Source organism: Mesorhizobium carmichaelinearum, assembly GCF_900199455.1.
Lineage (GTDB): Bacteria > Pseudomonadota > Alphaproteobacteria > Rhizobiales > Rhizobiaceae > Mesorhizobium > Mesorhizobium carmichaelinearum.
This window is the reverse complement of record NZ_FZQR01000026.1, coordinates 1-24447: the sequence shown is the minus strand read 5'-3', so window position 1 is coordinate 24447 and position 24447 is coordinate 1. Positions and strand designations below refer to the sequence as shown.

Below are 24447 nucleotides of genomic sequence, written 5' to 3'. Positions count from 1 at the left end.
GTGCGGCTTTTAACGCAATATAAGCGGCATCTAAAAAATGGCGAATGTTAGGATGCCGCTTCACAAATCGATACATCCTTGAAATGGCATAGCTGCAAAAGGCACTTTCCCGGCAAAATTTTGCAGGCATGCTCGGCATATTCGAGCGCCAATCGCTCCTGCTGGAAGGCGTATGAAGAGCACGAAAATCTCGTCTCAAAGCTATCACCCCCGTTCGTGTAATTTCCGAGCGCCTTTTCAGGCGCACCTTCATGCTCCATGTTGGATAGCGAGGAGGCGCTCTTGCGGGCGGCCCAGGCAAGCGAGCCGCTGACGACGAGCAACGATTATGCGGGTCCGATTCGCGATCAGTCGTCGGCCACTACCAGCCGTAGCTGAAGGCGGCGCCGCCCTCATCATTGCCGTTCTGAACGACATTGGCGTCGGTGTTTCTGCCGAATTGGAAAATGCCGTAAGCGTTGTCATTGCCATTTTGCCGTAGGGTGGCGGAATGGCCGTTGCCCACCTGCTGGATGATGCCCAGATTGCCGCGGCCGTTCTGGCCGATGCCGGCGGCGTTGCCGTGTCCCGACTGACGGATGCTTGCGCCATGCAGACCGCGATACAGTGAGTAGACGCGCAGGCCGGTCGCCAGCGCGCCAGCGTCGCGGGCGTTGTCAGGAGCAAATGTCACCGAAACCGAGCCGCCCGCGTAAGCCGGTGCAGACAGCGCCGCCTGGCCGATGCTGCCGGCAACGAGAGCGGCGGTAAGGGTTTTGAACATATTGCGGGTCATCTTAGTCTCCATTTTCCGGCTGCCTCAGCCTATGGCCAACCTTCTCATCTCGTGGCTGAACCCTGCCGGAATCCTTCGTTCAGCTGTCGTTCAGTCATTTTTTCTCCTCGCCTTTCGCACCTAGAAAGGGCGCCGAATGCCGACGCCCTTTTTATAAATCTAGCGATGCGATCAGGTCGCGCCGCCGACCCGCTTGGCGCAGCCTACGCTCTTGCCATCGACCGTGACCTCCAACTTGGCGTCGTAGACGGCGCCGTTCGCGTCGAGCGTGACTGCGCCGAGCGTGGCTGGCTTACCGGGCGCGGCGCTGAAGGCGCCGCCCTGCACGATATTGGTGCCGCCGGACCGGCCGGCACCCTCGACATGGAAGGAATAGGTGCCGCTCACGTTTCGATGTGCATGGGCGAGCGCCTCCAACGTGACCATGCTGCTTTCCGGCGTGGTGCGGATCTCGCAGCGGACCGGTTCTATGGGCTGGTCGGCGGTGGCCATGGTCGCCAGCGCGCCGGCCGGGATCAGAACCATAGCGAGTGCCGCCATGACGCGGCGGGAATACTTGACGATGCGGGGCATGATTCGTCTCCTTGGCGTTCGGTAGCCGTGGCCGCGGAATCTTTCCGCGGCCACCCGGACGTTGCCGTGTTTATGGGCAGGCCTGGACGAAGGCGGCGACGTTGCCGCTGCCGCCCTGGCTGACATTGGCATCGCAGCCGTGGCCAACCTGCACGCCGGCGGCGATGTTGCCGTTACCGTCCTGGGTCAGGATGGTGGTGTGGTTGGAGCCGAACTGGGCGACGCCGGCTACGTTGCGGTTGCCGGTCTGATAGGTGGCGCCGTAGTTGCCGACCCCTTCCTGGCCGATGGCCGAAAGGTTGTGGCGGCCGCGCTGCTGGCCGATCACCGTGTTGAAGCGGCCGTCCTGGTAGACCCGGATACGGTTCTTGAAGCCGTTCTGGGCACCGCCGGCGGAGTTCGACCAGCCATATTGCTCGATGCTCACGTCGTTGGCCATGGCCGGGGCGGCGGCGGTAATGCCGACAAGAGCGGCGAGCGCGGTTGCGATGAAAGAATTGCGGATCATGAGAGCGTCTCCTTTGGCGGCCGGGACCGCACGTTGAACGGCTTCTTTTTAGGAGATGCCGTTCGAACCGATGCTGAAGACGGTGTTCAGATGGAGTTCAGGAAGGACTAATGGATCGCGCTATTGAGACTTTAGAGAGGATTTCCGCCGTTCGTGCCGAAACATCCACCGGAGTGGGGCCGGTGGTGAATTAGGCTTCACTCGACTAGTTGTCAAAACCTGGCAGCCATGCCCTTCCATCATCTGTTCAAGGGGAGCGGCCGACCCATTCATACTAATTTGTAAGGTGGGCGGCCGGAACCGAACCAGGGGTTCGCAGCTTCCTGGCGTTCAACGAGCATGCATAAGGCGCGCCTAATGTTCAGCGACAAAGAAACACGATTTTTAGAGGCAGGGCTGTTCGTCGCTGTGCCGGTTTCAATCCTGGTCGCGGTGTTGATGGTCAGCCTTACGTTTGGCTGGTTTTCATGAGCGCGAATGGGATCAACTTTTCTTGAGGCCAGCGGAATGCTGGTGTCGCCGCCTCAGAACATCGTCTTCCTGGTCGGTGGGGCTCCTCTGTGCAGGATCTGCTCTCGTTTTCCGTAAAAATTTCTGCGGCCAATCTTAGATCGGGACCTTTAGCGATCCCGCACGTTGGCTGACGGATTTTTACATTCGGCGGGGTTTAATCGTGGACGCAAATGCAGCAAACCCGGTTGTCGGGCCATCCAAGCCGCGACTGCTTGGCATCCTTGGACCCGGGCTGATTACGGGAGCCTCTGACGACGATCCAAGCGGCATCGCGACCTATTCCCAGGTCGGTGCCCAGTTCGGCTATGGCATGGGCTGGGTCATGTTGTTCAGCTGGCCTCTGATGTGCGCCATCCAGGAGATCAGCGCCAGGATCGGCCGTGTCACCGGTCGAGGTATCGCGGGCAATCTGCGAAAGCACTATCCGGCCAGCGTTGGAATTTCCATCGTTTCGTTGCTCATGGTCGCCAATATCATCAACATCGGCGCCGACCTGGGAGCAATGGGAGCTGCGCTAAAACTAATTATTGGCGGGCCGCAGCTGCTCTACGTTGCCGCGTTTGGCATCGTGACCGTCCTGCTTGAAATCTTTTCCCGTTACTCCCGCTATGTGTCTGCACTGAAGTGGCTGACGCTGTCACTTCTGGCCTATGTTGCCGTGGCCTTCGTGGCGAACGTGCCTTGGGCGACGGTCGGCTACAACCTGATTGTTCCTCATATCAGCTTCGATAACCAATATATTACTTCCGTCGTCGCCATCCTTGGAACGACGATCAGCCCTTATCTCTTTTTCTGGCAAGCTGGACAGGAGGTGGAGGAGGTTAAGGAGCGCGATGAGGCCTCGCCGCTCAAAGTCGCTCCCGAACAGGCCCCAGAAGAACTGACACGTATCCGCATCGATACCTATTTTGGCATGGCCATTTCCAACGCCGTTGCCCTCTTTATTATCGTGACAACGGCGGCCACGCTCAATGCCAACGGTGTGACCGACATTCAGACCTCGTCGCAGGCGGTCGAGGCGCTTCGTCCGATCGCCGGTCAGTTTGCGTTCTTCGTCTTTGCGCTTGGAATTATTGGCACGGGCTTGCTGGCCTTGCCCGTACTCGCCGGATCGTCCGCCTATGCGTTGGGAGAGACACTCGGCTGGAACGTGGGATTAGCCAAAAAGCCGCATCGGGCCAAAGCGTTTTACAGCACGATTGCTGTGGCGACGCTGGTTGGCGTCGCCCTCAATTTCACCCCGATCGATCCGATAAAGGCTCTGTTTTGGAGCGCGGTTATCAATGGCGTCGTAGCTGTGCCAGTCATGGGTATGATGATGCATCTGTCGGGCAAGCGCGCGGCCATGGGAGAGTTTCAACTGCCGACAGGGCTAAAACTTGTCGGTTGGCTTGCCACCGCGGTCATGGCCGTGGCTGCGGTTGGCCTCTTTGCGACGTGGTAATATGGGCCCGCCTCGCTGTGCGGGGGCTTGCGCGCGTTGCGGGGGCCGTTTCTTCAACTTTGTTCAGCGGAATGAACACCTCTATGCCGCCCCGCTAGCGAGGTGCGGTAATCGCACTCGTTTCATTGGTCGTCATGGTCTATTCCTTTCCCGTTACATGCCGAAGGCCGGCATGCCTTCCAGGGGCGCATGAGCGCGCGGCAGAGAGGCGGGCCAATGCCGGCGAGCGGAGATGGGCTGCGCCTCGAGCGGGGCGGATGGGATCGCTTGCGAACGGGCGGCCCTCCTCTGACGCCGGCGGCAATCGGGGAGAGAGAAGGTCGCCCCGCACAACTATTCGGCATGTCCGGCGTCGGTTCGCCGACGCCGCAGGCGATGAAAAATGGGAGAACTCTGAAGATCCCGATGTGCTGTAACGGCCAACAGAACGGCGAACAACAAAACCAGCGCAAACGCTACCCCAAAAACCCAGCCCATCGCGATCTCTCCTTAGAACTCATAGAACGCTCTGCCGGTCGTAAGGTTCATCTTGAAAGAGCGCCTTGAACGCGCTGGGTTGATCGGAGGCGCCATTTCATGGCACCGAGCAAGCGTTTCCAGCATGCTGCCAAGCTCACGGGGATTGGCTCGACGCCCACTGCCAGGCATCTAACAGATGGACATCGCACCGCAGAGCGGCTGGTAAGCTGTGTTTAGTCCAGTGAATGGTTGATAGGCATTCATTTCAACTGCGTGAAGTCGTAGTGCCGCGGGTCGCCGAGTTTTCTACGTCCATGAAGGCGTTCACGCGTTTCTAGCGGCTGAAGTTGCAAGGGGCTGGCAGACTCTTCATGGCTGGCAGGGGCGTTGATGCGTCGTCATTCCAATTCACCGACGTCGCCTCTTTGAAACAGCACCTTCTTCGTGGTTCCTCCGGCAGGTTTGCTCCACGCAATCAAACCGGCGTGCTTGCCAGCAAGTGCGGATGCCAAAGCGATCGCGTCCTTTTCGCTTTCAGGCTGTGCGGGCTTATAGGAGGGGACCAGAACTCCGCTCTCGTCCAGATCAAAGGACGTGACGACGAAGATTTGATCGACTGGATTCGACGCCACTTATCCCCTGGGTAGCCGTGCGTTTCTCACGGAACGAGTCGATGCGGGTTATGTTCCAGGCGATGCCAACTGGTGTCGGGCTCGCCCCGGGGGCGAGCAGTAGCCCGGCTGAATGTTCGGATGCCGTTTTCTTTTGGATAGCGGCGGCTTCTCACGAGCAAAGCGCACTTACCATCGCTTTCGTCGTGTCATCGGCGTTGTCGTCCATTGGCTTCGATGCTGCCGCCACGCCACGCCGGTTCCTAACGGGTTGATCGCCACAAGCCATAGCCCTTGCGAGCGCGACACCGAAACTCCTACCTAATGGCCAAGAAAGGCACGCTGTGTCGGCTGTGATTTGATCAATGCTATAAGGCTGCCGTCAATTGCTCTCTGGACAAAACCGAGACCATGATCGCTTGAAGCATTTGCGCAGCGAGGCAGAACGGCGCGCTCGCCGCGGCAAATTCGACCAGAAGCGATCCGTTACGCCTGTTGGACTACTTCTTCAGGATATTACCGTGGTTCAGGTCGAAGGCCTGCGCGTCTCGGGCCTGCTTGTGAAAATCATCCTGCAGTTCTCCCCATTCCCCGAGGTACGCGCCACACTGGCTGCAATGAATGGCCGTGTGCTCCTCTGCGTTGTTCGGGATGTCCATCAGGATCGTCCCGCACGCTTTGCAGTCCAGTTTGTGGTCGAGCCGCTTGCTGTCCATCGGTGCTGTATATCCTGTCGGTCAACAGCATTTTATCCGCAGGCTCGCACACCGTCCAGCCGTTTGAGGAGTACTGGCCCATGCCCCGGAACAGTCGAAAGTGCGCGGCGCATAAGAGGCGTAAAACGCCTAAGCTTGGCGACGCTCTTCTGTCTCAAGCGCCGCCCACAGTTCGTCCAGACTATTCGCGCCGTTCGTAAATGCTGACATGATCAGCCAAGCGGCATCGTCACGGCCGCTATTCCCGTCAATGGCATGGCCAACTCCCTTTTCCGCCAGGGCGAAAGCGATCGACTCTTTCAATCGCCCCTATGCCGTTCGAAAGCAGGCGACGGTTCAGTAGACAAAATCGGCCAGACGCGTCTATTAACAAAGACATATGAACCGACCCCTTGTGGTAGGGCCACCCGATGGCTGACGAACCCGATTCGCAAAGAGCGAGGGACGGCCCGGTAGTTCACGGTCTTGTCAAAGAAGCAGGGATCACTGAAGCGGAAGCTCGCGAGCTTGTCAGCTGTTTGGGCAGCGCCAATTGATCGTCGTTCATGCGGGAAGCGCGGCTATTAATTCGCAAAGCCCTGAATTTCAAACTGACCAACGGGAAGGCCGCCATTGTTGACTCCACCTATGCCAAACGCGTAAGTCCGGTTCGCGCATCACGTCCAGGGCGCAGCTTTTCAACTTTGAAGGTATCAAAATGGACGATAAATACGCCAATGCGCGAGAGCACTTTTTCGCGGCAATTCGCACGCTGGCAGCCTCTGCCGACGCCATACAAACGCGATTGATCGACGCAAATGTGAACATTTTGCACGTCACTATCGATGAATTCGCTGGGGACCGGGAGCTCAAGTTCAAGTTTGCAAAGATACTGGATCTTCTGGCAATCGATCAGGACGATATGGAGGCCGTGGCTGTTGAGACAGCGGCGCACATGACTGACTTTGAAGCGGTCAAAGTCGCGGATTTGATTTGCGATTTTTACTACGAGCTCACGTAATAGTCGGCGCGGCAGCCCCGTCTTCCCACTAGCGAGGCGCCGGATCTTGGCCAACCAAACACGCTAGGAGCGGCTGAGATCAATCCGACTGATCACAATGGTTTTGCCGGTTGCCGGGTCTTTATCGATCGTCGTCAATCGCATCCCATTGTCGCCAACTTTTTCGAGCCTTAGCTGGGCGGCACGGTCGCCATTGACTTCTTTTGCCCAATGGATGCCGAGGACCAGTGCGTTGCCTGAGCGACTGCCACTGAGGCCGGCCGGGCCGGTGCTCGATCCGGTGTATATGCCCGTATAGGTTTTGCCGTTCGTCTTCACGTCGGCGCCGATCGCCCGCGAGAAGACCACGTAACCTGTACACTTGCCGTTAAGCGCCAAAGAGCTTTCCGTCGCATCAGATGCAAATTTGCAGTTGATTTTTATGGGTTGGGAATCGGCGTCGACTTTGACCGTACCCTTGCCAACCCAGTTGCCGGCAAACGATTCCAGAAAGGCGCCGTCAGCGGCCTGAGCGGGCGCTCCAATGCAAAGCACTGCTGCGGCCAGCCATCCAATGGATTTTGTCATGATAAAGTCCTTCAATTCGGCGCAGGCGCGAAGACGATCATAGCGCAGCGCGATGCAGATTTGAGTTCCTGTCGATGATGCGCCTAGGCGCTGACAACTGCCTTCTCGATCTCCTGGGCCGAATGGCCGGTGAGATCCTTGGCGATTTCGCCAATCAGAACGTCCGATAATTTCTGATGATAGTGCTTGCGCAGTTCGCCAAGCGTGCGCGGAGCGGCGATGATGATCAGGTTGGCGATTTGCCCGCCGAGGACCTGTCGGTTGAGCAGATCGGCGGTTCCGGCGGCGAAACTGTCCTCCTCGATCTGGGCGGAGCTGCTCTGATGACGCGCACCGGATCCCTTGTTCTCGTTTGCCACGTCTTCCACGACCGAGGCCGTCAGTTTTGGATTGGATTCGTCTCCTGAATTGCGGAACAGGTTGAGCCTCTTGCCATCGGCCACAGCAACGGTCGCGCCTTTAGGAATATCCGAGATTGCGCCAGCCCTTGGCTAATCGGTTTGGGGGCCCGCTGACGTCAGTCTTAACGAACCTAGCCGCCAATGGATGCTTGGATCTGAGCCTTTCGTCGACGCCCGGCCGCCTGGGGCCGCGCCGAACGGCCGCACCCCCCAGATAGCACGGGTTATCGCGCTGGAACGAATGTCGTCGCTCCCGTTCGCTCAGAGATGATGGGACAGGGATGACGCGATGCACGATGCTTTTTTCAGGGTTCCAGTGACGGTTGAGTTGCCAAATGGAGAACTTCGCACGTTGTCTAGTGCATCCGAGGCTGCGATCTTGCTGATGGAGAAGTGGCCTGAAGAGCATGGCTCAAGATACCGGGACGCGCTGCGGGCTTGCACGGGCTCACTGGCTTCAGAGGAGGAGGTGGAAAATGCCCGGCAGGCGTTTTTGGCGGCTGCGGAGGAGGCAGCGCTGACCGTGCAAGGCGCGCATGACAACCAGGACGCTCCATCGCCGCGTTCGATAGAACAGCCAAAATCGTCATACATCGCCGACGAGAAACGACGGGATCGTGGGCACAGGGAGGAGCAAGAAGACTTTCTCATCCGTTTCCTCGCGCGCGAAACCGGGATTACGGAAGCCCAGGCGCGCGAGCTGATCGATATGGTCGGTACTGATCGTGGATCCTTGCTGCGAGAGGCCAGAATATTGAAGGCGCAGCGCTGAGACGCCGGAATCTGGCAATGTTCCGGAAGGAGTACGCCGCAAAGGCTGACGGTGAGGACTCCGGCTAGGCCCACAATCTCGGTAGGTTGGCGTTCATTGCCTGATGCCGTCGCCGTGCAGCCTCATAGCGGTTTGATTGTTGAATGCAGAGGCCTCTTCGGCCGTGTCGAAACGCGTTGCGATCGCAGTTCCGTCAGGTGCCAGAACGACCGCCAGGTATGGGATGCCGTCCATTGGCGGATTGTAGACTACATATACAGGTTGTGAATTTTTCATCGCCCTTTGTAGAAGGCGCGCAGGCTTTCGCCAAGGAGGCTTGCCCAGGGTCCACATAGCCACTCCTGCGCTAGGATTGGTTGATTTGAAACTGAGGCGAAACAGCCGTGCCTCAAAGTATGGTCAGGGCGATAAAACTCGCGGCATGCTCTGCGGTTTTTTCTCATATGCCGGATGGATTGGGCTAATAGAACCGCCAGCCGCTTGTTTATGACGTCACAACCGTTCCGTTTTCGACATCCTTGCGAGTTTCCATGACGACAACCGCGGAAAATCTAAAGCCCCTCCTTTGGGAACCCAAGAACCTGGTCCGAGCCATCGAAGCCGCAGGGGTCGCCCTGTGGTCGTGGAACGTGGACAGCGACGCGTTGGCCATGGATGACCGAGCCTATGACCTGTGGGGAATCCCGCGCACCACAGACGTCAAGTTCGAAGACCTGTCCGCGCACATCCATCCTGCGGACCGCGACCGAGTGCGGGCGGCCTTCAACGCCACGCGAGCGATTGTCGGCCCCTATGAGATCGACTTCCGGGTGATGATCGGCGACGAGCTCAAATGGATTTCCGCGCGTGGTCAAGGCGACGACGAAGGGATCGTCCAGCGGCTGATGTTCGGCATCTTCATTGATGTGACCGGCCGCAAACAGGCGGAAGAAAGCCGTGAGCTTCTGGCTGGCGAAATGAGCCATCGCGTCAAGAACCTGCTCACCATAGCCTCCGGCCTTACCGCAATCACCTCGCGTTCGACGACCACGACGAATGACATGGCGCGCGAGCTAACCCAGCGGCTGACTGCCTTGGGGCGAGCCCATGATCTGGTGCGGCCGGTGCCCGGGCAGACGGAGGCCGCCTCGGCCCTGCTGGGCGACCTGCTTACGGTACTGCTCGCGCCTTGTGATGATCTGGGAGCGTTCAGCGGGCGCATCAGGGTGTCGGTACCAAGGATGAGCGTCGGTGAGTCCTCGGCAACTATCCTCGCGCTTATCATCCATGAACTTGCAACCAATTCGCTCAAATACGGTGCCTTGTCGGCTGAGGAAGGGACGCTGGATGTTTCGTGCTCGGCGCACGATGACGCCGTCATCATCATCTGGACAGAAAGTGGTGGCCCCCTCGTTGAGACACCTGCGGGCCTGCCCGGCTACGGAAGCAGATTGGTCGAGCGCAGCGTAACCGGGCATCTGCGTGGCTCGATCGCGTATGACTGGTCAAAGCAGGGCTTGGTAGTCACGCTTAAAGTCCAGCCGGAACGGCTCGCACAATAACCCCGCGCTGGCCTTCAGAGGCCTAAACTAAGCTGGTGATCGAGAAACGACCTGCCCAAGCCATAGAGGCGGAGGGAAGCGGCGGCCGACAACCTTGCGCAGCGAACCGCGGCCGGCGCCGCCGGACATCTTGACCGGCTCGTTGAAGATGTCGTCCAAGGAGGGAGAGCAGCGCCCTTCCCCAGCAGGCCGGCAAGCCCGACCGTTGCGCAGCTCTTGCTGAGGCGACCGCAGGGCATTTAGTCCAGAGCGCGCGAGCACTCCTCAAGCTTGTCCGAATGCGATGCGGATATCCCCATCCCCTTCACGAGCGCCCGCAATTCCACTGGAGGTGCGCTGACCTGCCACTGAACATTCATCCGGCGGCGATTAGAGCCTTGGCCGTTTCTGTTACGCCTCTTGGCGCGGGTTGAGCAACCGGCGAAGACGCGGAGCCTTCCATCAGCACAGCGTCGGAGCCGGTTGCGGTGATGACCTCGGCATAGGCCGCCGGGGTCTGGGAGGCGATGTGGATGAATGCGTCCGGGGCGGCATAGGTACAATTGCAGGGAACCGATCCGATGTCCGCGCCAAACTCCAATCACAAAGTCGATACTTATGCCGACCAGACTGCAGAGTTCGCCAAGCCAATTCTCGCACACCTGCGCGCGCTGGTCCACGAAACCGGCAGCAGGCCAGACCGGCTGCTGTTGGGTCGCATCCTGATTTGCTTCTGTCTCTTCAGAGATGCGGTGCTGATAAACTAGCCTAGCCACCAACGCAAAATATCCGACCTGCAACACAATCGCGGCGATGATGGTCCAGACAAAGGCCTTCCAGATCGATCCCGTGGCCATGTAGACCCAGACCGCAACGATGCCCGACGTCGTAAACATTCCGACCAAGAATTGCGGAAAATACATCGTTCCCCGTACCCGCTGCCGAACTCACGCAGTCCATTCCCCAATGGCCTAAAGCGAAAATTCCATTATTTTAGCAACTACGCAAGTACCGAAAGATTGGTCCCATGGGGAGCCACCCGCAACAATGACTGAATTGCGCCACCAAGGCATGGCCCGGTTGCTGGCGATGCACACACCACAGCCGGGCCGCCTCTTCAGGATGGCCACGCCATCGCTTGGTGGCGGGCTCACTTTTGGTGCCATCCGGCCCGGAAGCCGCCCCCCATGTCGAATGCAGTCCTGGTAGGCCGGCACCGATCTCGACGGATCTATAAAAATCGTCTGGTTACTACCGTTTGCTACGGGGTACGGCCGATGGATACCGAGACGGACGGCAAGGTCCACCCTTGCATTGAGGTGGTCGAGGCCTGCGGCGAATGGCACGTCCGCGTGGTCGATGATGACAAAAAAACCTGACATTCGATCTGGAATCGTTCGCCCTTTCCCACGCGGAAGGCCAGCGGATACGCCGAGCCTTTCGGCGCTACTCCAAGAATGGTTTGCCGCAGCCCCTAAACGGCTTGCTCACTTTGGACTGACGGATCAAGCACTGTGGAGGAAGCCGTCCCCGCACTGCTGAACGACAAATATCAATCGCCGGTCATACCGGCCAAGCTAATGCTTGAAGCGTTCAAAAATGACACCGACCCGGTCGCTAGGCAAATCGTTGCGCTGCTCGGGCGCATCAAAGGGTGACTGAAACGGCAACCAAGGCCTCCCCGCCCGGAGAGTTCACTTCCAGCCGCATGATGGTGTTCCAATATTAGCGGCAACGCAAGTACGCCTCTGCGCTTGGGTCTGGCTAAGGTCGTGCGGCTCTAGGCGCTGCCCAGCGGGCGGCGTGACCGTCAATTAGGCGATGCGCCTGAGCATGCCACTAAGACAAAGTATCCGACCCGCAACACAATCGCGGCAATGATGGTCCAGGGGGCATTTTTGATGGAGCGAAAGAAGACGGCTTATCCGAGGATTGGCATCTGGTTCGGTAGCGAGAAGGGCGATATCCACCTCAGCACCGAGGGTCACGGTCTCTCGACTGTGAATGCCAACGCCGCGAGCCACCGAGGTAACCCGCACCTTTTCAACAAGCTGGCAAAGGCTCTCAAGGACAGCGGCAAAGCCTCACCCGGAAGTCGTGGACGGTAATGCATGATCAACAAGCCGAAGAGCGAACTCCCTACCCCGACCGCAAGATAGACTGCCAGGAAGCGAAAGTTCCATCCTGCGCTCTGCCTTCCTGCTATCCTAGCGGTGAAGGAGGTCGCGCGATGAGCGAAAATCGCAAACTAGTCGCAATCCTAGCTGCAGACGTTGTCGGATACAGCCGGCTCGCCAACGAGGACGAAGACCGGACTTTGGCGCGGTTGCGTGCGCTGCGCAGCGACCTGATCGATCCGACCATCGCTGTTCACAACGGTCGCGTGATCAAGCGCACTGGGGACGGGGCACTAGTCGAGTTCCGCAGTGTCGTGGACGCCGTGCGTTGCGCCATCGAGGTGCAAAACGCCATGGTCGAGCGCAATGCCGGGGTGCCGCAGGACCGGCGCATCGAATTCCGTATTGGCGTCCATCTGGGCGACGTTGTCGAAGAAAGCGACGGCGACTTGATGGGTGACGGCGTCAACATCGCATCGCGTCTGGAAGGCGTCGCGGCGCCGGGCACCATTTGCCTGTCCGAGGATGCCTATCGTCAGGTCAAGGCCAGGCTTGACCTTACAGTCAGCGATCTCGGCAACACCCAGCTCAAGAACATCGCCGAGCCCATCCGGGTCTATTTGCTTCGCGTCGGCGGCGTCTATTCTATTGCAACTAGGCGATCGGCTGATCTTGAACGGCAAGTAACCCACGAACTAACCCAGTCGATTTCGTATTGCCGCGCGAAGGACGGTGTTCAGCTTGCGTGGGCCAAGGTTGGGAGCGGACCACCTCTCATGAAGGCCGCTAATTGGCTGAACCACTTGGAGTATGATTGGGAGAGTCCTGTCTGGCATCACTTACTAGAGGGGCTTGCAAGCGAACACACCCTTATCCGCTATGACGCGCGAGGGAATGGAATGTCGGATAGGAATGTGGACGAGCTTTCACTTCAAAACTGGGTGAGCGATTTGGAAGCCGTTGCTAATGCGGCACGTCTCACGCGCTTCCCGTTGTTCGGCGCATCCCAGGGATGTGCCGTTTCGATAGCCTACGCTGTGCGCCACCCCAAAAAGGTGTCGCATCTCATCCTCTACGGCGGCTTTGCATTGGGTGGACGGAAGCGTTCGCCCGAGGAGCGCCAGAAACGCGATGCTATGACGACCTTGATGCGTTTAGGATGGGGATCCGACGAACCGACGTTTCGTCAATTGTTTTCGTCACAGTTTCTCCCTGAAGGCACCAAGGAGCAGATCGACGCCTTCAACGAACTGCAAAGACGAACGATCTCGCCTGAGTGCGCAGCACAGTATTTTGAAGTCGTCGGTGATCTCGATGTTCGCGAACTTCTTCCGAAGGTGAAGGTACCGACACTTGTCATGCACGTTCGCGATGATCGAGTCTGCCCGGTCGAGGCGGGCAGACAAATGGCTGCTGCTATTCCCGGTGCTCGCTTCGTTGCGTTCGACGGCAAGAATCACATGTTTCTGAAGGATGAGGCGGCTTGCCTACAGTTTTTTGATGAAGTGAGGCGTTTCCTCCTATCATAGCTAGACGAAGAACGGCACTGGCGGCAAGCTGGCGGAAGGTAATACTGGCACTGAGCTGGGCGTTCAGAACACGTCGACCAACAGCCCAACCGCGATAGCGAACGCTGCCAGAAATGTTAGCCGAGTAACGGCGTGTTCGCCGATGAGACTCATCCCTGGCGGCCATCTCGACGATCACCTCAGCGGAACCTCGATCCGGGAGGAGCACATTGGGCATCTGGCCCTGCCGGCGCGTGCCGCGCGGCCGATGCACTGATTCGCTCGCCTACAACGTCGGACCAACCGCTTTTCGTCACCGCAAGCGAGAGCGGCGCTAACAAGTTGCTCGAAGGGCGAAGGTGAGCGACGGCGGCGGGTGCGATTCATCGACACCATGAAATGGTTAGAAAATGCGTCGGTTATGATAACACCCATCCCCTCTTTCCATCTGCCACATTGTGCTAGAGTGAGGTTCGCCTAGTGAAGTGACGCGGGCAAACGGTCGATGGAAACGATTGACAACTGGCTGAGCCAGCTCGGCCTAAGTAAATACTTGGAGGCGTTCGTCCAAAACGACGTCGACCTTCGAGCGCTCCCGCATGTCACCGAAGCGGACCTCCAGGAGCTGGGTGTCTCGCTCGGGCATCGCAAAATCATTTTGGCTTCGGTCCAAGGACTTACGCAGCCTGGAGTCAATCAACCCTCGCGGGCGTCGCCCGCCGCTGAGAATATGGAGCCACAGGCCATCGATTTCGCGCAGGAACCCACCGCCGACCGAAGGCTTCTTAGTGTGCTCTTCTGTGACCTAGTCGGTTCGACCGCCATGTCCGCACAGATAGACCCGGAGGACATGCACGAGCTGACACGTCGCTATCAGGATAGCGTCGCCGGCGCGGTCACGCGATTCGGCGGCTACGTCGCCAAATATCTCGGAGATGGGGTGCTTGCATATTTCGGCTGGCCCCTGGCATACGAGGACCATGCCGAGCGTTCCATTCGAGCGGGCCTTGAGGCGCTCGATGCGGTAGATGCATTGCAAGCGCCAGCTGGGGGGCAACTGAAAGCGCGTATCGGAATCGCGTCGGGACATGTCGTGGTGGGTGACATAGCTGGCAGTAGCGCAAACGAACGCGGATCGATCGCCGGTGATACCCCTAATCTTGCCGCGCGCCTGCAAAGCGTCGCCGCCCCCGGCCAGATTGTCGTAGCCGACAGCACGCGTCGACTTGCCGGCCAGTCCTTCGAAATCGAAAGCCTTGGCGAGCAGGAACTGAAAGGTTTCAAGTCGGCAATTCCGATCTTCGCAGTGTGCGGCGAACGTGAAGTGGAAAGCCGCTTCGCCGCGCACGGCAGCGCGCTGTCGAAATTCGTCGGCCGAATAAGCGAAATCGGCATGCTGCTTGACCGCTGGGAACTGACAAAGGCCGGTCAGGGTCAAGCGGTATTCGTGTCAGGAGAGGCCGGGATCGGAAAATCGCGCCTCGTCGACGCGCTCGAGGACAGACTCCATGAGGATCAGCATGAACCGATCCGGTTGCAATGTTCACCTTATCACCTAACTTCGGCGTTCTATCCTATCATCCAACGACTAAGCCGCTTGGCAGGCTTTTCGCCAGCCGACGATCAACCCATGCGTACTGAGAAATTCCGCACGATTCTTCGGCGCTACGGGGAAAATCCCTCCGAGGTCGGATCGATCTATGCAGAGCTTCTTTCGCTCGACGTCAGCGACGAATTTCCGCCTCTCGCTGTCTCAGCGGCGCAGCGCAAGGAGCTAATCGTCCGCATGCTGGCGAACCGGGTGCTCTTGGCGGCGAAGATCGCGCCGGTCCTGTTTGTGGTGGAGGATGCGCACTGGATCGATCCATCGACCAGTGAAGTGCTCCAGGAGGTAGTGAGCCGCTTGCATGGTGCGCCGATATTGGTCCTCGTGACACACCGGCCGGAATGGACCGCGACTTGGGCATCCGGATTGGCGCAAGTAACGACACTGGCGATCGGGCGTTTGACGAAGCAGCAAATGCGCGAGCTGATCGAGTCAATGCTCGTGGATGTTCCAGATCAGCTAGCCGACAGGATCGCCGACCGGACAGATGGCGTACCGCTGTTCGTGGAAGAGCTGACGCGCTCGATTCTTGAGAGCGGCAAGGCCGCGTCACTCAACGTCGAGATTCCGGATAGCCTGCAGGGCTCACTCATGGCTCGGCTTGATCGTTTGACGGCAGTAGCCAAGGAGGTAGCGCAGATCGCATCTGCGATAGGGCGGGAGTTTGATCGCGGTCTTCTTTCCAAAGTTACAGGTCTCGATCAGCGCGATCTCGACGATGCCCTGCATCAGCTCATGTCCACCCAGCTCGTCGTCGTTGGCGGCGTGGTGCGGGACGCGCTTGTCTTCCGCCATGCGCTAATCCAGGATACCGCCTACCAGTCGCTGCTCGGCCGGCGACGCCGGCACTATCATGAAACCATAGCCAAGGTCCTGATCGACGCATATCCCGATCTCGTGGTCACTCAGCCCGAGTTGATCGCTCAGCACTACGTCAAGGCTCAGCAGGACGAGCTTGCGTTCCCCTATTGGATGAAGGCCGGCGAACGTGCGCTCGGAAGATCAGCCAACTATGAGGCGGTCGATCATTTTCAGAACGCTCTCTCCATTGCAGAACACCTGCCGGAAGGACGGACACAAAAGGAAGTTCTCGAAGCGACCCTGAAGCTCGGCGAGGCACTGAGCGCAGCGGGCCGTTTGTCTGACTCGGTGGCTAAATACAAGCTGGCGGCAAAATTGGCCCGCGAAGCCGGCGATACGAAGGCATTCATCCGTTCGGTCCTCGGTTTCGATGTCGCCCAATTCCTTTCCGCGAAGCCCCTCGCGGAATCGCTTGCGCTTCTCACGGAAGCAATGGGCAAGATTGAAGCCGAAGATCTGAGCTCACGGTGCCAGCTTCTTAGCCGCCTTGCACGCGCATATTCCTATGTCGGCGACTCTAGAAACAGCGCGAAAAGCCAGAAGCATGGTGCCGATTTGGCGCGGCGGCTTGGTGACAAGAGGTCTCTTTTTGAACTCTCCGTCCTCCCGTTCCTGACGCCGACCACGGTCAAGTCCACGACGGAGGCCAACGATCGGACCACGCTATTGGATGAGATGGCGCGCCTTGCGGCCGATATCGACGACGACGATGTCCGGGGCCGAGCATTAATACTCGACGTCTACGTCTCTACGGAGCTTGGCAATCGAGGGCGGGCCGATCGAGCGGTCGAGGGATTGGAGGAACTCGGAACGCTGCGTCAACGCCTCAACTTCCTTTGGATGGCTCGGCAGGGACGGGCCATGATGGCTATCCTCGATGGACGATTTGCGGCTGCAGATGCACTTGCCGTAGAAGCGCTGGGTTTGGGCAGACAGACCCATGGCGCGGAAGTTGAAGGCGTTTATGGCATGCAGATGTTTGCCATCCGTCGGGAACAGGGCCGCCTCATGGAGGTCGCCCCGGTCATGAAGCTTCTCATAGAAGAGAACCCGGACGAACGCACCTGGTTGCCAGGATTTGCGCTGGTTGCGGCCGATTTGGGCTATCGGGAGGCAGCGCAGCGCAGGTTGAGGGAACTGGCGCGCAGTGGTTTTTCATTGCCGCTGGACGCCAAGCGAAGCGCGTCCCTTTCGTTCATAGCGGAAGTCGCCGTGAGTTTGGGCGACAACGAGGCCGCCCAGATGCTTTACGACCAAATGCTCGCATATAAGGACATGACGATCACGGCAGGTGTTGCGACTGTCTGTTTTGGCGCGGCGTCTCGGTATCTCGGCATGTTGTCAGCCACGCTGGGGAACTTCAGGAAGGCAGCTGAGCATTTTGAGCATGCCCTGGAGATGAACGCAGCAAGTGGCTCAAGGCCATGGCTCGCGCATGCGCAAGCCGAATATGCAGACTTGCTGATGAAAACCGGTAGCAAGACGGCGACCGAAAGAGCAATGTCATTGTCGGAACAAGCCTCGGCGACGGCGAGTGAACTCAATATGGTCCGCTTGAAGGCAAGGTTGCAGCCAACCCTGCACTAGGCTGGTCGGATGGCTTATCGTTAACAAGGTTGAGAAGGAGTTTGCTCATGCCACGCTACGTCATTGAAAGAGATTTTGCCGAACAGCTGAATCTCACCAAGGATGGGGTTGCAGGGGTCAATTTGATTAACGATCAGGAAGGTGTGCAGTGGATTTTCTCGTTTCTCAGCGCCGACAAGAAAAAAACCTACTGTCTTTACGAGGCACCTAATCCTGAATCCATTCGCGCTGCAGCACGAAAGAACAATCTTCCGGCTGGGGTAATTATCGAAGTCGGCTCGGAGATAGGGCCAAACATGTTCACCTAGCTAAGCTGGCATTACCCGATTCGTTGGTTACCTAAATCGGTTTCTGCAAAAGGATGCCGCCCGTGCCGCCTCTGCCGCCAGCATGGATATCGTGCGCTGCTTGGACCGAAAGCCCTAGATGTGGATTTTCACTGAGAACTGACTCGGTCGGCCAAAACCGTTGTGACATTACCGCCTCAGACGTGATCGGCGGCGAAAGACGGCTCCTCACGATCGAAGTTAAAGGGCAGTGGCATCCCGAGCTGTTCACCGGAGCCGCAGAGCAACTGGACACGCGATACTCCAGCCATCCTGACGCCGAGCGCCAAGGAATTTACCTCGTCCTGTGGTTTGGTGCTCAAGAGAAAGTCGCTGGCCGTGTAAACACCGATTACAAAACGCCTGAGGAGCTACGCGCCGTGATCATCGCGCAGATGCCGCAGGATTTGCATGGCCGCATCGACGTTCAGATGATCGATCTGAGCCGTTCTGTCGCCAAGCCTGCCACACTGAAACCGGCTGCCAAAAAGCGCGCGGCAAAGAAGCCGGCCGCAAAGAAGTCCGCGACCGCACGGAAAAAAGCATCGCCGACGGCTTAGCTCCAGAAAGACCACAGCTCTTTGAAGAACCCGAGTGTCTCACCATAGAACGCTAGCCTTACAACGTCCACTTCCGGTTGACATTGGCGTTCGCTCGAATCGCTGAAATTGCTAAAGGGTTTCGGGTGCCGTGAGGCGTACGAAAGCCTCTCATGCAGGAACCCGCGGGCGACAGTTGATGGCTATGGGGATTTTAGTTTGCGGCTGATGTCGGCGATGGCGTGACCGCCCCCGTTAGGCGACGCGGTGGACACGGATGGACCGCTCAGTGAAGCCTCCGCACAGCCTTGTAGCCTCTGTGCGCAGGCGGACGTGGCCCTGCCGGCCTCGCTGAGCACCATGGGCGCGCGTGGGTCCTTCGCCGCAGATTGAGCGCCTGTGGCTGGAGGCTGGATCAGACCATGCCGGGTCATGGAGCGGTCTCCCGGATCGGTGCCGATGCGTTCGGCGGTCCGCGCGGCTGCCTCCTCCACCGTTCGATCGTCTCGATGACGATCATGCGTCCGCCCAAGCAGGGGCATGGCGGCCGGAAGTCAGCCGGTTCTTCCGGAGTGTCGTCTTCGGGCGGCGGAGCGACGTTCAGCAGTTCGCGGGCGCGTGCGAGGCTGGCCTTGCGGGCCGAGCCGGCGAGCAGGCCATAATGTCGGATGCGATGGAAGCCGCGCGGCAGGACGTGGAGCAAGAAGCGGCGGATGAACTCGTCGGTCGCGAGCGTCATGTGGCTAGGGCGAGCCGGCTGGCGTGACCGTAACAGTAGCAAATCCGTGACAAACCCCCGAACGACTGTTTCTCCCCCCGCTTTTCGTGCCATTTTGGGTCACCTCCTATCGGGCATTCAACTTGCTTCATTGAGATTCGCCACTCTTAGGAGTCGGAAGTCGCCCTCATGCAGGGGCTGCGTTAGTAAGGTCTTTCCGGAACGTACGTGATCGACAAAGGTTGATGCTTACCGGCAGGCGCAGTCCCTCAATTTCGCTTGCCGCAGGTCCAGCTCACAAGGCTAGATCGACCCGCCGTCGCCGTGAATGGGGCGGCGGGTTTTCGCGTCCGTTAGGCGGACGGCTATTGCCGGCGGGTTCCTTTTTCCGGAACCATTTTAGCGCTGGCTAATTGAATCGCGGCGGCCGGTTCGGCTGCTGGCCAACGTTCGGCATGACCTTGGTCCGCCCGCGTCCGTCGCAAATGGGCGCGGGCCATCAGGCGCAACCGAATGAGGAGCTTGCAACTTGTTAGCTTAGACGAAGCTTGCATGAGGCGTGCCTAATGTTCAGGATAAAGAAACACGAGTTTTAGAAGCCGCCCTGTTTGCTGGTGCCGGCCTCAATTCTGATAGCGGTGGCGATGGTCTGCCTTACTGACATTATATTGTTAGATTGGCGGCGGGATGGGGCTAAAGGCATGAACAAGCAATCGTGGAAGACGGCTGTGGAGATCGAAGACTTTGGTGGCAAGCCGTTCGTGCGCGTCATCGAAGACGGGATTGTAAAGGTCCGGGCATTCAAGACGGAAGCTGAAGCCAACGCGTTCGCCCTCAGCGAGAAGGCTCGGCTAGGCCTTGATCGTTAGGCAACCCCTGAATTGTCCTTGCAGACAAGGCATGGCGCGCACTCGTTCGGTTGGTTCGGATGAGCAAGCGCGGCACAGATTTCTTGTACAAATGGATTTCGGCGAATGTTCCCGAAACGCCCGGCGCCGATGTCATATCAGTTGCCGAACTGACGCAAAAGCTGTTCGCTGACGCGAAGGCGATCGGCATCAGCAGCACCGAGATCGAGCAAGACACCGGCATTGTCTACGAGGTGATCCTTGACGCAATCGTTCATCACGACGCCGGCTTGGCGGACTGACTGCATGATGCCGGCGCTCGCTTTTAGTGCCCCTGACATTAGCGGGAACGCAAACACGCCTTTTTGGAGGAAAATTACCGTGGCCACGCCTATTAAAATTGCAGATGTGGATGCTCAGGCGCCGAGCCTTTCGGCGCTACTCCAAGAATGGTTTGCCGCAGCCCCTGAACGGCTTGCTCACTTTGGACTGGACGGATCAAGCACGGTGGAGGAAGCCGTCGCCGCACTGCTGAACGACAAATATCAATCGCCGGCCATACCGGCCAAGCTAATGCTTGAGGCGTTCAAAAATGACGCCGACCCGGTCGCTAGGCAAATCGTTGTGCTGCTCGGACGCATCGCCTAATTGACGGTCACGCCGCCCGCTGGGCAGCGTCCTAGAGCCGCACGAGCTTAGTACCGATCTGCATATAGTCTGATTGATTGCTAGTCTGACACCATGGGGGCCAATCTTTCGGTACTTGCGTAGTTGCTAAAATAATGGAATTTTCGCTTTAGGCCATTGGGGAATGGACTGCGTGAGTTCGGCAGCGGGTACGGGGAACGATGTATTTTCCGCAATTCTTGGTCGGAATGTTTACGACGTCGGGCATCGTTGCGGCCTGGGTCTACATGGCCACGGGATCGATCTGGAAGGCCTTTGTCTGGACCGTCGTTGCCGCGATTGTGTTGCAGATCGGATATTTTGCGTTGGTGGCTAGGCTAGTTTATCAGCGCCGCATCTCTGAAGAGACAGAAGCAGATAAGGATGCGACCCAACAGCAGCCGGTCATGCCGACTTCGCCGTTGCATAAAGATGGTCTGTCGCTTTAGGAGCGCGGCGGCCCGACTAGCCTGAAGCCGCAGATAATTTCGGACAACTTTTCCAGAAATCAGCTTGGGAACATGACCGACCCGCCCGGCACGACCTACATCGTCAGCGTCTACGAGGCGCCGCATTGGCGCATTGTCTTGACGACAAAGGACAAAGGCAAGGCACTAGTCTGGGCTAGAGAGATCGGTGACAAGGTCCGTATCGAGACGATCACGCCGGAAGCAAAACCCTCTGTATAGGCAAGAGGAGGCGGCCGGGGCTTCGGCGGTGTAGGAGAGCGGCGACGGGGGAACGCGCGCCAGCGGCCATGCTGGGTCCCTCATTATGGTCACACTAACTGGCACCGCGATTGCATTGCGCTAACCCGGCAGGGGCGTACCAACACCCCGGCAAGCCCCGTTCATCCCTAGGGGCGCCCGCGGCTGCCGTGAATGGGGCGGCGGGCTACATTCTCTCCTCAAGGGCGAGGAAAAGCTACGCCACCCTACCTTGAGGGATTTCTGGGAGGGTTAGCATGGCTGTTGCCAAGAAGGGCGAGATTGAAACCGTCGATTCAGGAGAGCCGTTGAACACGGCGCTTGAAACTCGACGGCCGCTACGCCCAGTCTGTAACGCGTAGGCCGGGCAGCGTCCCTCCACGCGCAATCAGCAAAGCGACGAGGGAACTAATATGCTAAGCGACAACGGCAAAAAGTCCGCCACATTGAGGTGACGGACTTTCTGACTGGCTGGAGGCCAGGAGAGCGCAACTATAGCCTCGCGGCCAAATCGACACTTTCTCGCGTTCGAGCTAGCGACCCGCAATCAGCAGGCAAAGTTGGCGCAGGTCGCGATCATATGTGTCTTGGTTGCCAAGCACGTCCGCACAACGCTTCTTCATCCGCGCCAACTGCGCGCTCGACATGTGGGAGACAGCACTCGAGACGCGAGTAACTCCAGGGGTGCCGAGAGTACCCGGGGCGCCAGGAGTCCCTGGAACACCGTCGATGGACGCCGACGCCTGCTCCGATGCCGTTGCCGACCCCAACACCTGCGCCGACGCCGATGCCACTCGTAGCGCCAACTGTCGCGCCCAGACCTGCCGTAACGCCGCCGGAGCCGCCGACGGTCGCGCCGGCACCCGCATCGATGCCACTGGTCCCGCCGATCGATGCGCCTGCACCGGCATTGACGCCATTGGAGCCGCCGACCGATGCGCCTGCGCCAGCATTAACGCCGTTCGACCCACCGATCGATGCGCCAAGGCCCGCGTTGATCCCACCCGAGCCGCCTATAGAAGCACCTGCCCCAGCGTTAACTCCACCACTGCCGCCTACGGATGCGCCGGCACCAACGCCAATTCCGGCGGCGTTTGCTGGCATGCACAGGGCCGCGATAATCGCGCCACTCGCCAATGTTTTGGCGGTTCTCTCGAAGATGCTAGCCATGACACTCTCCTTGTGGGTTGCCTGGATAAGAACAACTGGCGCCTACCGGTTGTACATACATACAGTACGCGCGAGGAGACTTTAGGGTTTTCTAATATTACGTGATCTTCGGCAACGTAGTTGCCAGTCGCTATTCCGCAACATTAAAAATTTATGCATCATGGAATTAAAGCGTCCTATTGGCAGCTACATCGGATGTCGTGTTGTAGGTTCGCCTTAGCCATCATCTTCAGAACTGGCTAGCGATGCCTCGACGGAGAAGACAATTTCCGGCAGGCGGCGCGAGATGTCACCGGCAAGGAAGTCCGCGTCAGGGGACCACCGGCAGCGCAACCGCGTTCGAGCGCGGCGGAATGACGACCTTTGCGCCTGCGCTGTGACGCAGCACAGCATCATAGGTTGGGTAGCCATCATAGGCTCCATCGGCTGTGAACTGGCTGATCTCGTCGTCGATCTGGTCCAGCAACGCCTCAAGCTGTGAGGCGTCGCCGGTTTCCTGATCTGTCAGACTATGTGCAATGATCTCGCCACTGTCGGCATCAAGCGCCAGATGCAGTTTTCGCCAGCCACGGCGGGACTTTTCTCCATGCTTTTCCTCCAGCCATTGACCCGCGCCATAGATCTTCAACCCGGTGCTATCTACCAGAACGTGAACGGGTCCATCTGGCGCCGCACGTCGTTCGACAGACGGCATCCAGGTTCTTGCCCGACGGCTCAGCGTGGTGTGATCAGGCACAGGCAGATCCAATCGCATCAGATCAGGCACCGAGCTCAAAAGCCCTTCGCTTTGGCGCAGCCGCAGTCCGAATACCATACCCAGCATCAAGGTCGTCTCGATCGCCAGATCAGAGTAACGCGGTTGGCCGCCTCTTGTTTTGCGCCGTGGTGCAGCCCAACCGCTAAGCGCTTCAGGCGTTATCCAAAGGGTCATACTGCCGCGGCGACGAAGGCCCGCCTCGTATTCCTGCCAGTTCGTCACTTTGAATTTGATCTTGTTGGGTGTCGACGGGAGGCATTGTGCTTAGGCGCATGCTGGATCAATCAAACTATTTTCGATCAAAGCCGCATAGAGGCAAAACGTTGAAATTTGATCCCTGCACCAATTCCACTGGGAAGCACATGAGGCTTGGGAAGGTCTCTGGCAGGTTGCGGACCGAGGCGGCCCTTCTCGCGTGTTCTTTAAAGCATTGATCCTGTTGTCGGCAGCCGGCGTGAAGATACGTGAGGGCAAAACTGCTGCAGCGGTGCGCCACTCTCAGCGCGCCGCAATGCTGTTTCGTCGATTGAACGGCCCATCGGAGCATATTGTCGAAAACGCGCTTGGCCTCCCGCCAGCAATTCTCGCCGACTATGCCGAAGCAGCAACAAGGGTCCCCACTGCGTTGCGGGACGTGCCACTTGGTCGGCCTCAACCAGTGTTTGATTTCGTCCTCGGCTCGTAAGCGGTGTGCCGTCCGGAATTATCTGTCGCTGTCCGGAATTAAGCCGGGCCGCGGAGGTCGTCTGGGGCGGCGTTTCGGCGCTCGTGCAGAAGCCTGAGCACATCGCCGCCGCACGACATGCCGCGAAGCAGTCTCTATCCGGGGAAGACGAATGCTGCCGAGGCCGCTGGTATCGACAGCGCAATTCTGAGGAGATGGCAAAGCGCGCGAAGGGAGGTGTTTTGCCCGTAGGTGGCGATTGCCTCGTAGGCGTCGGCTCCCTCAACGTTGTGTTCGGCGCCAATCCTTACGCAGTCCTCCCGCGTCGGCTGCCCGGTCTCGAAACGCATGCCGATACGGCTTTCGATCTGATCCACAGCGTGGGTATCACGCCTCGTGCCCGCTAACCGATGAGTGTTGCCGGCGAGCAGTAAAGCGAAGCCGCACCGCTCCTGAAGATGCCGCAGCTCCCGCAAAACAGTGGGTGTGAAGTTCTGATATTCGTCCACCAACA

Annotated in this window: 26 protein-coding genes and 3 pseudogenes; 15 read left to right on the top strand and 14 right to left on the bottom strand. The window is 58.6% G+C overall.

The features are described 5' to 3' along the window. Positions 1-47: 47 nt before the first annotated feature. From CKW40_RS43270 to CKW40_RS34125, 4 genes are all read right to left on the bottom strand, one after another. Complete coding sequence (locus tag CKW40_RS43270) at positions 48-323, bottom strand: hypothetical protein (RefSeq protein WP_143748422.1); 276 nt, start codon at positions 321-323, stop codon at positions 48-50. Positions 324-361: 38 nt separating this feature from the next. Continuing rightward, entirely contained in the window at positions 362-775 is a 414-nt protein-coding gene (locus tag CKW40_RS34135) for a curlin (RefSeq protein ID WP_095204126.1), read from the bottom strand. A 171-nt stretch (positions 776-946) separates the two neighbouring features. After that, positions 947-1348, bottom strand: a complete 402-nt coding sequence (csgH, locus tag CKW40_RS34130; protein WP_143748421.1) for a curli-like amyloid fiber formation chaperone CsgH — start codon at positions 1346-1348, stop codon at positions 947-949. Between the two features lie 70 nt (positions 1349-1418). Continuing rightward, complete coding sequence (locus tag CKW40_RS34125; protein WP_095204124.1) at positions 1419-1856, bottom strand: curlin; 438 nt, start codon at positions 1854-1856, stop codon at positions 1419-1421. Between the two features lie 673 nt (positions 1857-2529). Between CKW40_RS34125 and CKW40_RS34120 the strand changes: the two genes are divergently transcribed. After that, the gene (locus CKW40_RS34120; RefSeq protein ID WP_095204123.1) at positions 2530-3813 is read left to right on the top strand and encodes an NRAMP family divalent metal transporter; all 1284 of its coding nucleotides are present in this window, start codon (positions 2530-2532) and stop codon (positions 3811-3813) included. A gap of 857 nt (positions 3814-4670) precedes the next feature. Here CKW40_RS34120 and CKW40_RS34115 read toward each other — a convergent pair. The 3 genes from CKW40_RS34115 to CKW40_RS44110 all read right to left on the bottom strand — a co-directional run bounded on the left by CKW40_RS34115 (position 4671) and on the right by CKW40_RS44110 (position 5902). Next, a complete protein-coding gene (locus CKW40_RS34115) occupies positions 4671-4904 on the bottom strand; it encodes a hypothetical protein (protein WP_095204122.1) in 234 nt (77 codons plus the stop codon). 479 nt (positions 4905-5383) lie between these two features. Continuing rightward, positions 5384-5599 carry a hypothetical protein gene (locus tag CKW40_RS34110; RefSeq protein ID WP_143748420.1) on the bottom strand — a complete coding sequence of 72 codons (216 nt, stop codon included), beginning with the start codon at positions 5597-5599 and terminating at the stop codon, positions 5384-5386. A gap of 129 nt (positions 5600-5728) precedes the next feature. After that, positions 5729-5902, bottom strand: a complete 174-nt coding sequence (locus CKW40_RS44110; protein ID WP_179298221.1) for a hypothetical protein — start codon at positions 5900-5902, stop codon at positions 5729-5731. Between the two features lie 394 nt (positions 5903-6296). On the opposite strand from CKW40_RS44110, the gene CKW40_RS34105 reads away from it, so the two are divergent. Beyond that, a complete protein-coding gene (locus CKW40_RS34105) occupies positions 6297-6599 on the top strand; it encodes a hypothetical protein (protein WP_095204121.1) in 303 nt (100 codons plus the stop codon). Between the two features lie 63 nt (positions 6600-6662). Here CKW40_RS34105 and CKW40_RS34100 read toward each other — a convergent pair whose 3' ends face one another. Further along, positions 6663-7166, bottom strand: coding sequence for a hypothetical protein (locus CKW40_RS34100; RefSeq protein ID WP_095204161.1), 504 nt, complete (start codon positions 7164-7166; stop codon positions 6663-6665). Between the two features lie 83 nt (positions 7167-7249). Then, a complete protein-coding gene (locus CKW40_RS34095) occupies positions 7250-7609 on the bottom strand; it encodes a host attachment family protein (protein ID WP_244571395.1) in 360 nt (119 codons plus the stop codon). 247 nt (positions 7610-7856) lie between these two features. On the opposite strand from CKW40_RS34095, the gene CKW40_RS34090 reads away from it, so the two are divergent. Together CKW40_RS34090 and CKW40_RS34085 are read left to right on the top strand one after the other, a co-directional pair. Continuing rightward, complete coding sequence (locus CKW40_RS34090) at positions 7857-8339, top strand: DUF982 domain-containing protein (protein ID WP_095204119.1); 483 nt, start codon at positions 7857-7859, stop codon at positions 8337-8339. A 530-nt stretch (positions 8340-8869) separates the two neighbouring features. Continuing rightward, a complete protein-coding gene (locus tag CKW40_RS34085) occupies positions 8870-9880 on the top strand; it encodes a sensor histidine kinase (RefSeq protein ID WP_095204118.1) in 1011 nt (336 codons plus the stop codon). 239 nt (positions 9881-10119) lie between these two features. On the opposite strand, the gene CKW40_RS46030 is transcribed toward CKW40_RS34085, so the two are convergent. Further along, complete coding sequence (locus CKW40_RS46030; RefSeq protein ID WP_439331020.1) at positions 10120-10782, bottom strand: exopolysaccharide production repressor protein; 663 nt, start codon at positions 10780-10782, stop codon at positions 10120-10122. Positions 10783-11373: 591 nt separating this feature from the next. Between CKW40_RS46030 and CKW40_RS44105 the strand changes: the two genes are divergently transcribed. The 5 genes from CKW40_RS44105 (at position 11374) to CKW40_RS34055 (ending at position 18424) form a co-directional block, all read left to right on the top strand. Continuing rightward, positions 11374-11517 (top strand): hypothetical protein, encoded by a 144-nt coding sequence (locus CKW40_RS44105; RefSeq protein WP_179298220.1) that lies wholly within the window; start codon positions 11374-11376, stop codon positions 11515-11517. 572 nt (positions 11518-12089) lie between these two features. Next, a complete protein-coding gene (locus CKW40_RS34070) occupies positions 12090-13505 on the top strand; it encodes an alpha/beta fold hydrolase (RefSeq protein WP_095204116.1) in 1416 nt (471 codons plus the stop codon). A 484-nt stretch (positions 13506-13989) separates the two neighbouring features. Further along, positions 13990-17538, top strand: a complete 3549-nt coding sequence (locus CKW40_RS34065) for an adenylate/guanylate cyclase domain-containing protein (protein ID WP_095204115.1) — start codon at positions 13990-13992, stop codon at positions 17536-17538. Positions 17539-17585: 47 nt separating this feature from the next. Then, the gene (locus tag CKW40_RS34060) at positions 17586-17846 is read left to right on the top strand and encodes a DUF4242 domain-containing protein (protein ID WP_095204114.1); all 261 of its coding nucleotides are present in this window, start codon (positions 17586-17588) and stop codon (positions 17844-17846) included. A 182-nt stretch (positions 17847-18028) separates the two neighbouring features. Further along, positions 18029-18424 (top strand): hypothetical protein, encoded by a 396-nt coding sequence (locus CKW40_RS34055; protein ID WP_095204113.1) that lies wholly within the window; start codon positions 18029-18031, stop codon positions 18422-18424. A 409-nt stretch (positions 18425-18833) separates the two neighbouring features. Here CKW40_RS34055 and CKW40_RS34050 read toward each other — a convergent pair. After that, positions 18834-19154 (bottom strand): annotated as a pseudogene (locus CKW40_RS34050) (transposase); the annotation flags it as partial. A 668-nt stretch (positions 19155-19822) separates the two neighbouring features. Here CKW40_RS34050 and CKW40_RS44100 point away from each other — a divergent pair. The 5 genes from CKW40_RS44100 to CKW40_RS44095 all read left to right on the top strand — a co-directional run bounded on the left by CKW40_RS44100 (position 19823) and on the right by CKW40_RS44095 (position 21324). After that, positions 19823-19990 (top strand): hypothetical protein, encoded by a 168-nt coding sequence (locus tag CKW40_RS44100; protein ID WP_179298219.1) that lies wholly within the window; start codon positions 19823-19825, stop codon positions 19988-19990. A gap of 59 nt (positions 19991-20049) precedes the next feature. Next, on the top strand, positions 20050-20271 hold the full coding sequence (locus tag CKW40_RS34040; RefSeq protein WP_095204111.1) for a DUF768 domain-containing protein: 222 nt from the start codon (positions 20050-20052) through the stop codon (positions 20269-20271). A gap of 79 nt (positions 20272-20350) precedes the next feature. Then, positions 20351-20617 carry a hypothetical protein gene (locus CKW40_RS34035; protein ID WP_143748419.1) on the top strand — a complete coding sequence of 89 codons (267 nt, stop codon included), beginning with the start codon at positions 20351-20353 and terminating at the stop codon, positions 20615-20617. Positions 20618-20817: 200 nt separating this feature from the next. Continuing rightward, a complete protein-coding gene (locus tag CKW40_RS34030) occupies positions 20818-21084 on the top strand; it encodes an exopolysaccharide production repressor protein (RefSeq protein ID WP_095204109.1) in 267 nt (88 codons plus the stop codon). Between the two features lie 72 nt (positions 21085-21156). Further along, positions 21157-21324, top strand: coding sequence for a hypothetical protein (locus CKW40_RS44095; protein ID WP_179298218.1), 168 nt, complete (start codon positions 21157-21159; stop codon positions 21322-21324). A 551-nt stretch (positions 21325-21875) separates the two neighbouring features. Here the strand turns inward: CKW40_RS44095 and CKW40_RS46025 are convergent. After that, a pseudogene (locus tag CKW40_RS46025) lies at positions 21876-22512 on the bottom strand (hypothetical protein). 331 nt (positions 22513-22843) lie between these two features. Next, positions 22844-23550, bottom strand: a pseudogene (locus CKW40_RS34020) (IS5 family transposase); the annotation flags it as partial. 56 nt (positions 23551-23606) lie between these two features. Between CKW40_RS34020 and CKW40_RS34015 the strand changes: the two are divergent. After that, a complete protein-coding gene (locus CKW40_RS34015; protein WP_095204108.1) occupies positions 23607-23954 on the top strand; it encodes a DUF309 domain-containing protein in 348 nt (115 codons plus the stop codon). 134 nt (positions 23955-24088) lie between these two features. Here CKW40_RS34015 and CKW40_RS34010 read toward each other — a convergent pair. Further along, the coding region (locus CKW40_RS34010; protein ID WP_244571394.1) for a TniB family NTP-binding protein at positions 24089-24447 on the bottom strand (359 nt) is incomplete at its 5' end.

Bases quoted from the DNA above. Each gene is read 5' to 3' on its own strand.
- CKW40_RS34070 (WP_095204116.1), top strand. From the start codon at position 12,090: ATGAGCGAAAATCGCAAACTAGTCGCAATCCTAGCTGCAGACGTTGTC.
- CKW40_RS34105 (WP_095204121.1), top strand. From the start codon at position 6,297: ATGGACGATAAATACGCCAATGCGCGAGAGCACTTTTTCGCGGCAATT.
- CKW40_RS34110 (WP_143748420.1), bottom strand. From the start codon at position 5,599: ATGGACAGCAAGCGGCTCGACCACAAACTGGACTGCAAAGCGTGCGGG.
- CKW40_RS34060 (WP_095204114.1), top strand. From the start codon at position 17,586: ATGCCACGCTACGTCATTGAAAGAGATTTTGCCGAACAGCTGAATCTC.
- CKW40_RS46030 (WP_439331020.1), bottom strand. From the start codon at position 10,782: ATGTATTTTCCGCAATTCTTGGTCGGAATGTTTACGACGTCGGGCATC.
- CKW40_RS34090 (WP_095204119.1), top strand. From the start codon at position 7,857: ATGCACGATGCTTTTTTCAGGGTTCCAGTGACGGTTGAGTTGCCAAAT.
- CKW40_RS34125 (WP_095204124.1), bottom strand. From the start codon at position 1,856: ATGATCCGCAATTCTTTCATCGCAACCGCGCTCGCCGCTCTTGTCGGC.
- CKW40_RS34135 (WP_095204126.1), bottom strand. From the start codon at position 775: ATGACCCGCAATATGTTCAAAACCCTTACCGCCGCTCTCGTTGCCGGC.
- CKW40_RS44100 (WP_179298219.1), top strand. From the start codon at position 19,823: ATGAACAAGCAATCGTGGAAGACGGCTGTGGAGATCGAAGACTTTGGT.
- CKW40_RS34030 (WP_095204109.1), top strand. From the start codon at position 20,818: ATGTATTTTCCGCAATTCTTGGTCGGAATGTTTACGACGTCGGGCATC.
- CKW40_RS34100 (WP_095204161.1), bottom strand. From the start codon at position 7,166: ATGACAAAATCCATTGGATGGCTGGCCGCAGCAGTGCTTTGCATTGGA.
- CKW40_RS34065 (WP_095204115.1), top strand. From the start codon at position 13,990: ATGGAAACGATTGACAACTGGCTGAGCCAGCTCGGCCTAAGTAAATAC.
- csgH (WP_143748421.1), bottom strand. From the start codon at position 1,348: ATGCCCCGCATCGTCAAGTATTCCCGCCGCGTCATGGCGGCACTCGCT.
- CKW40_RS34085 (WP_095204118.1), top strand. From the start codon at position 8,870: ATGACGACAACCGCGGAAAATCTAAAGCCCCTCCTTTGGGAACCCAAG.
- CKW40_RS34040 (WP_095204111.1), top strand. From the start codon at position 20,050: ATGAGCAAGCGCGGCACAGATTTCTTGTACAAATGGATTTCGGCGAAT.
- CKW40_RS44095 (WP_179298218.1), top strand. From the start codon at position 21,157: ATGACCGACCCGCCCGGCACGACCTACATCGTCAGCGTCTACGAGGCG.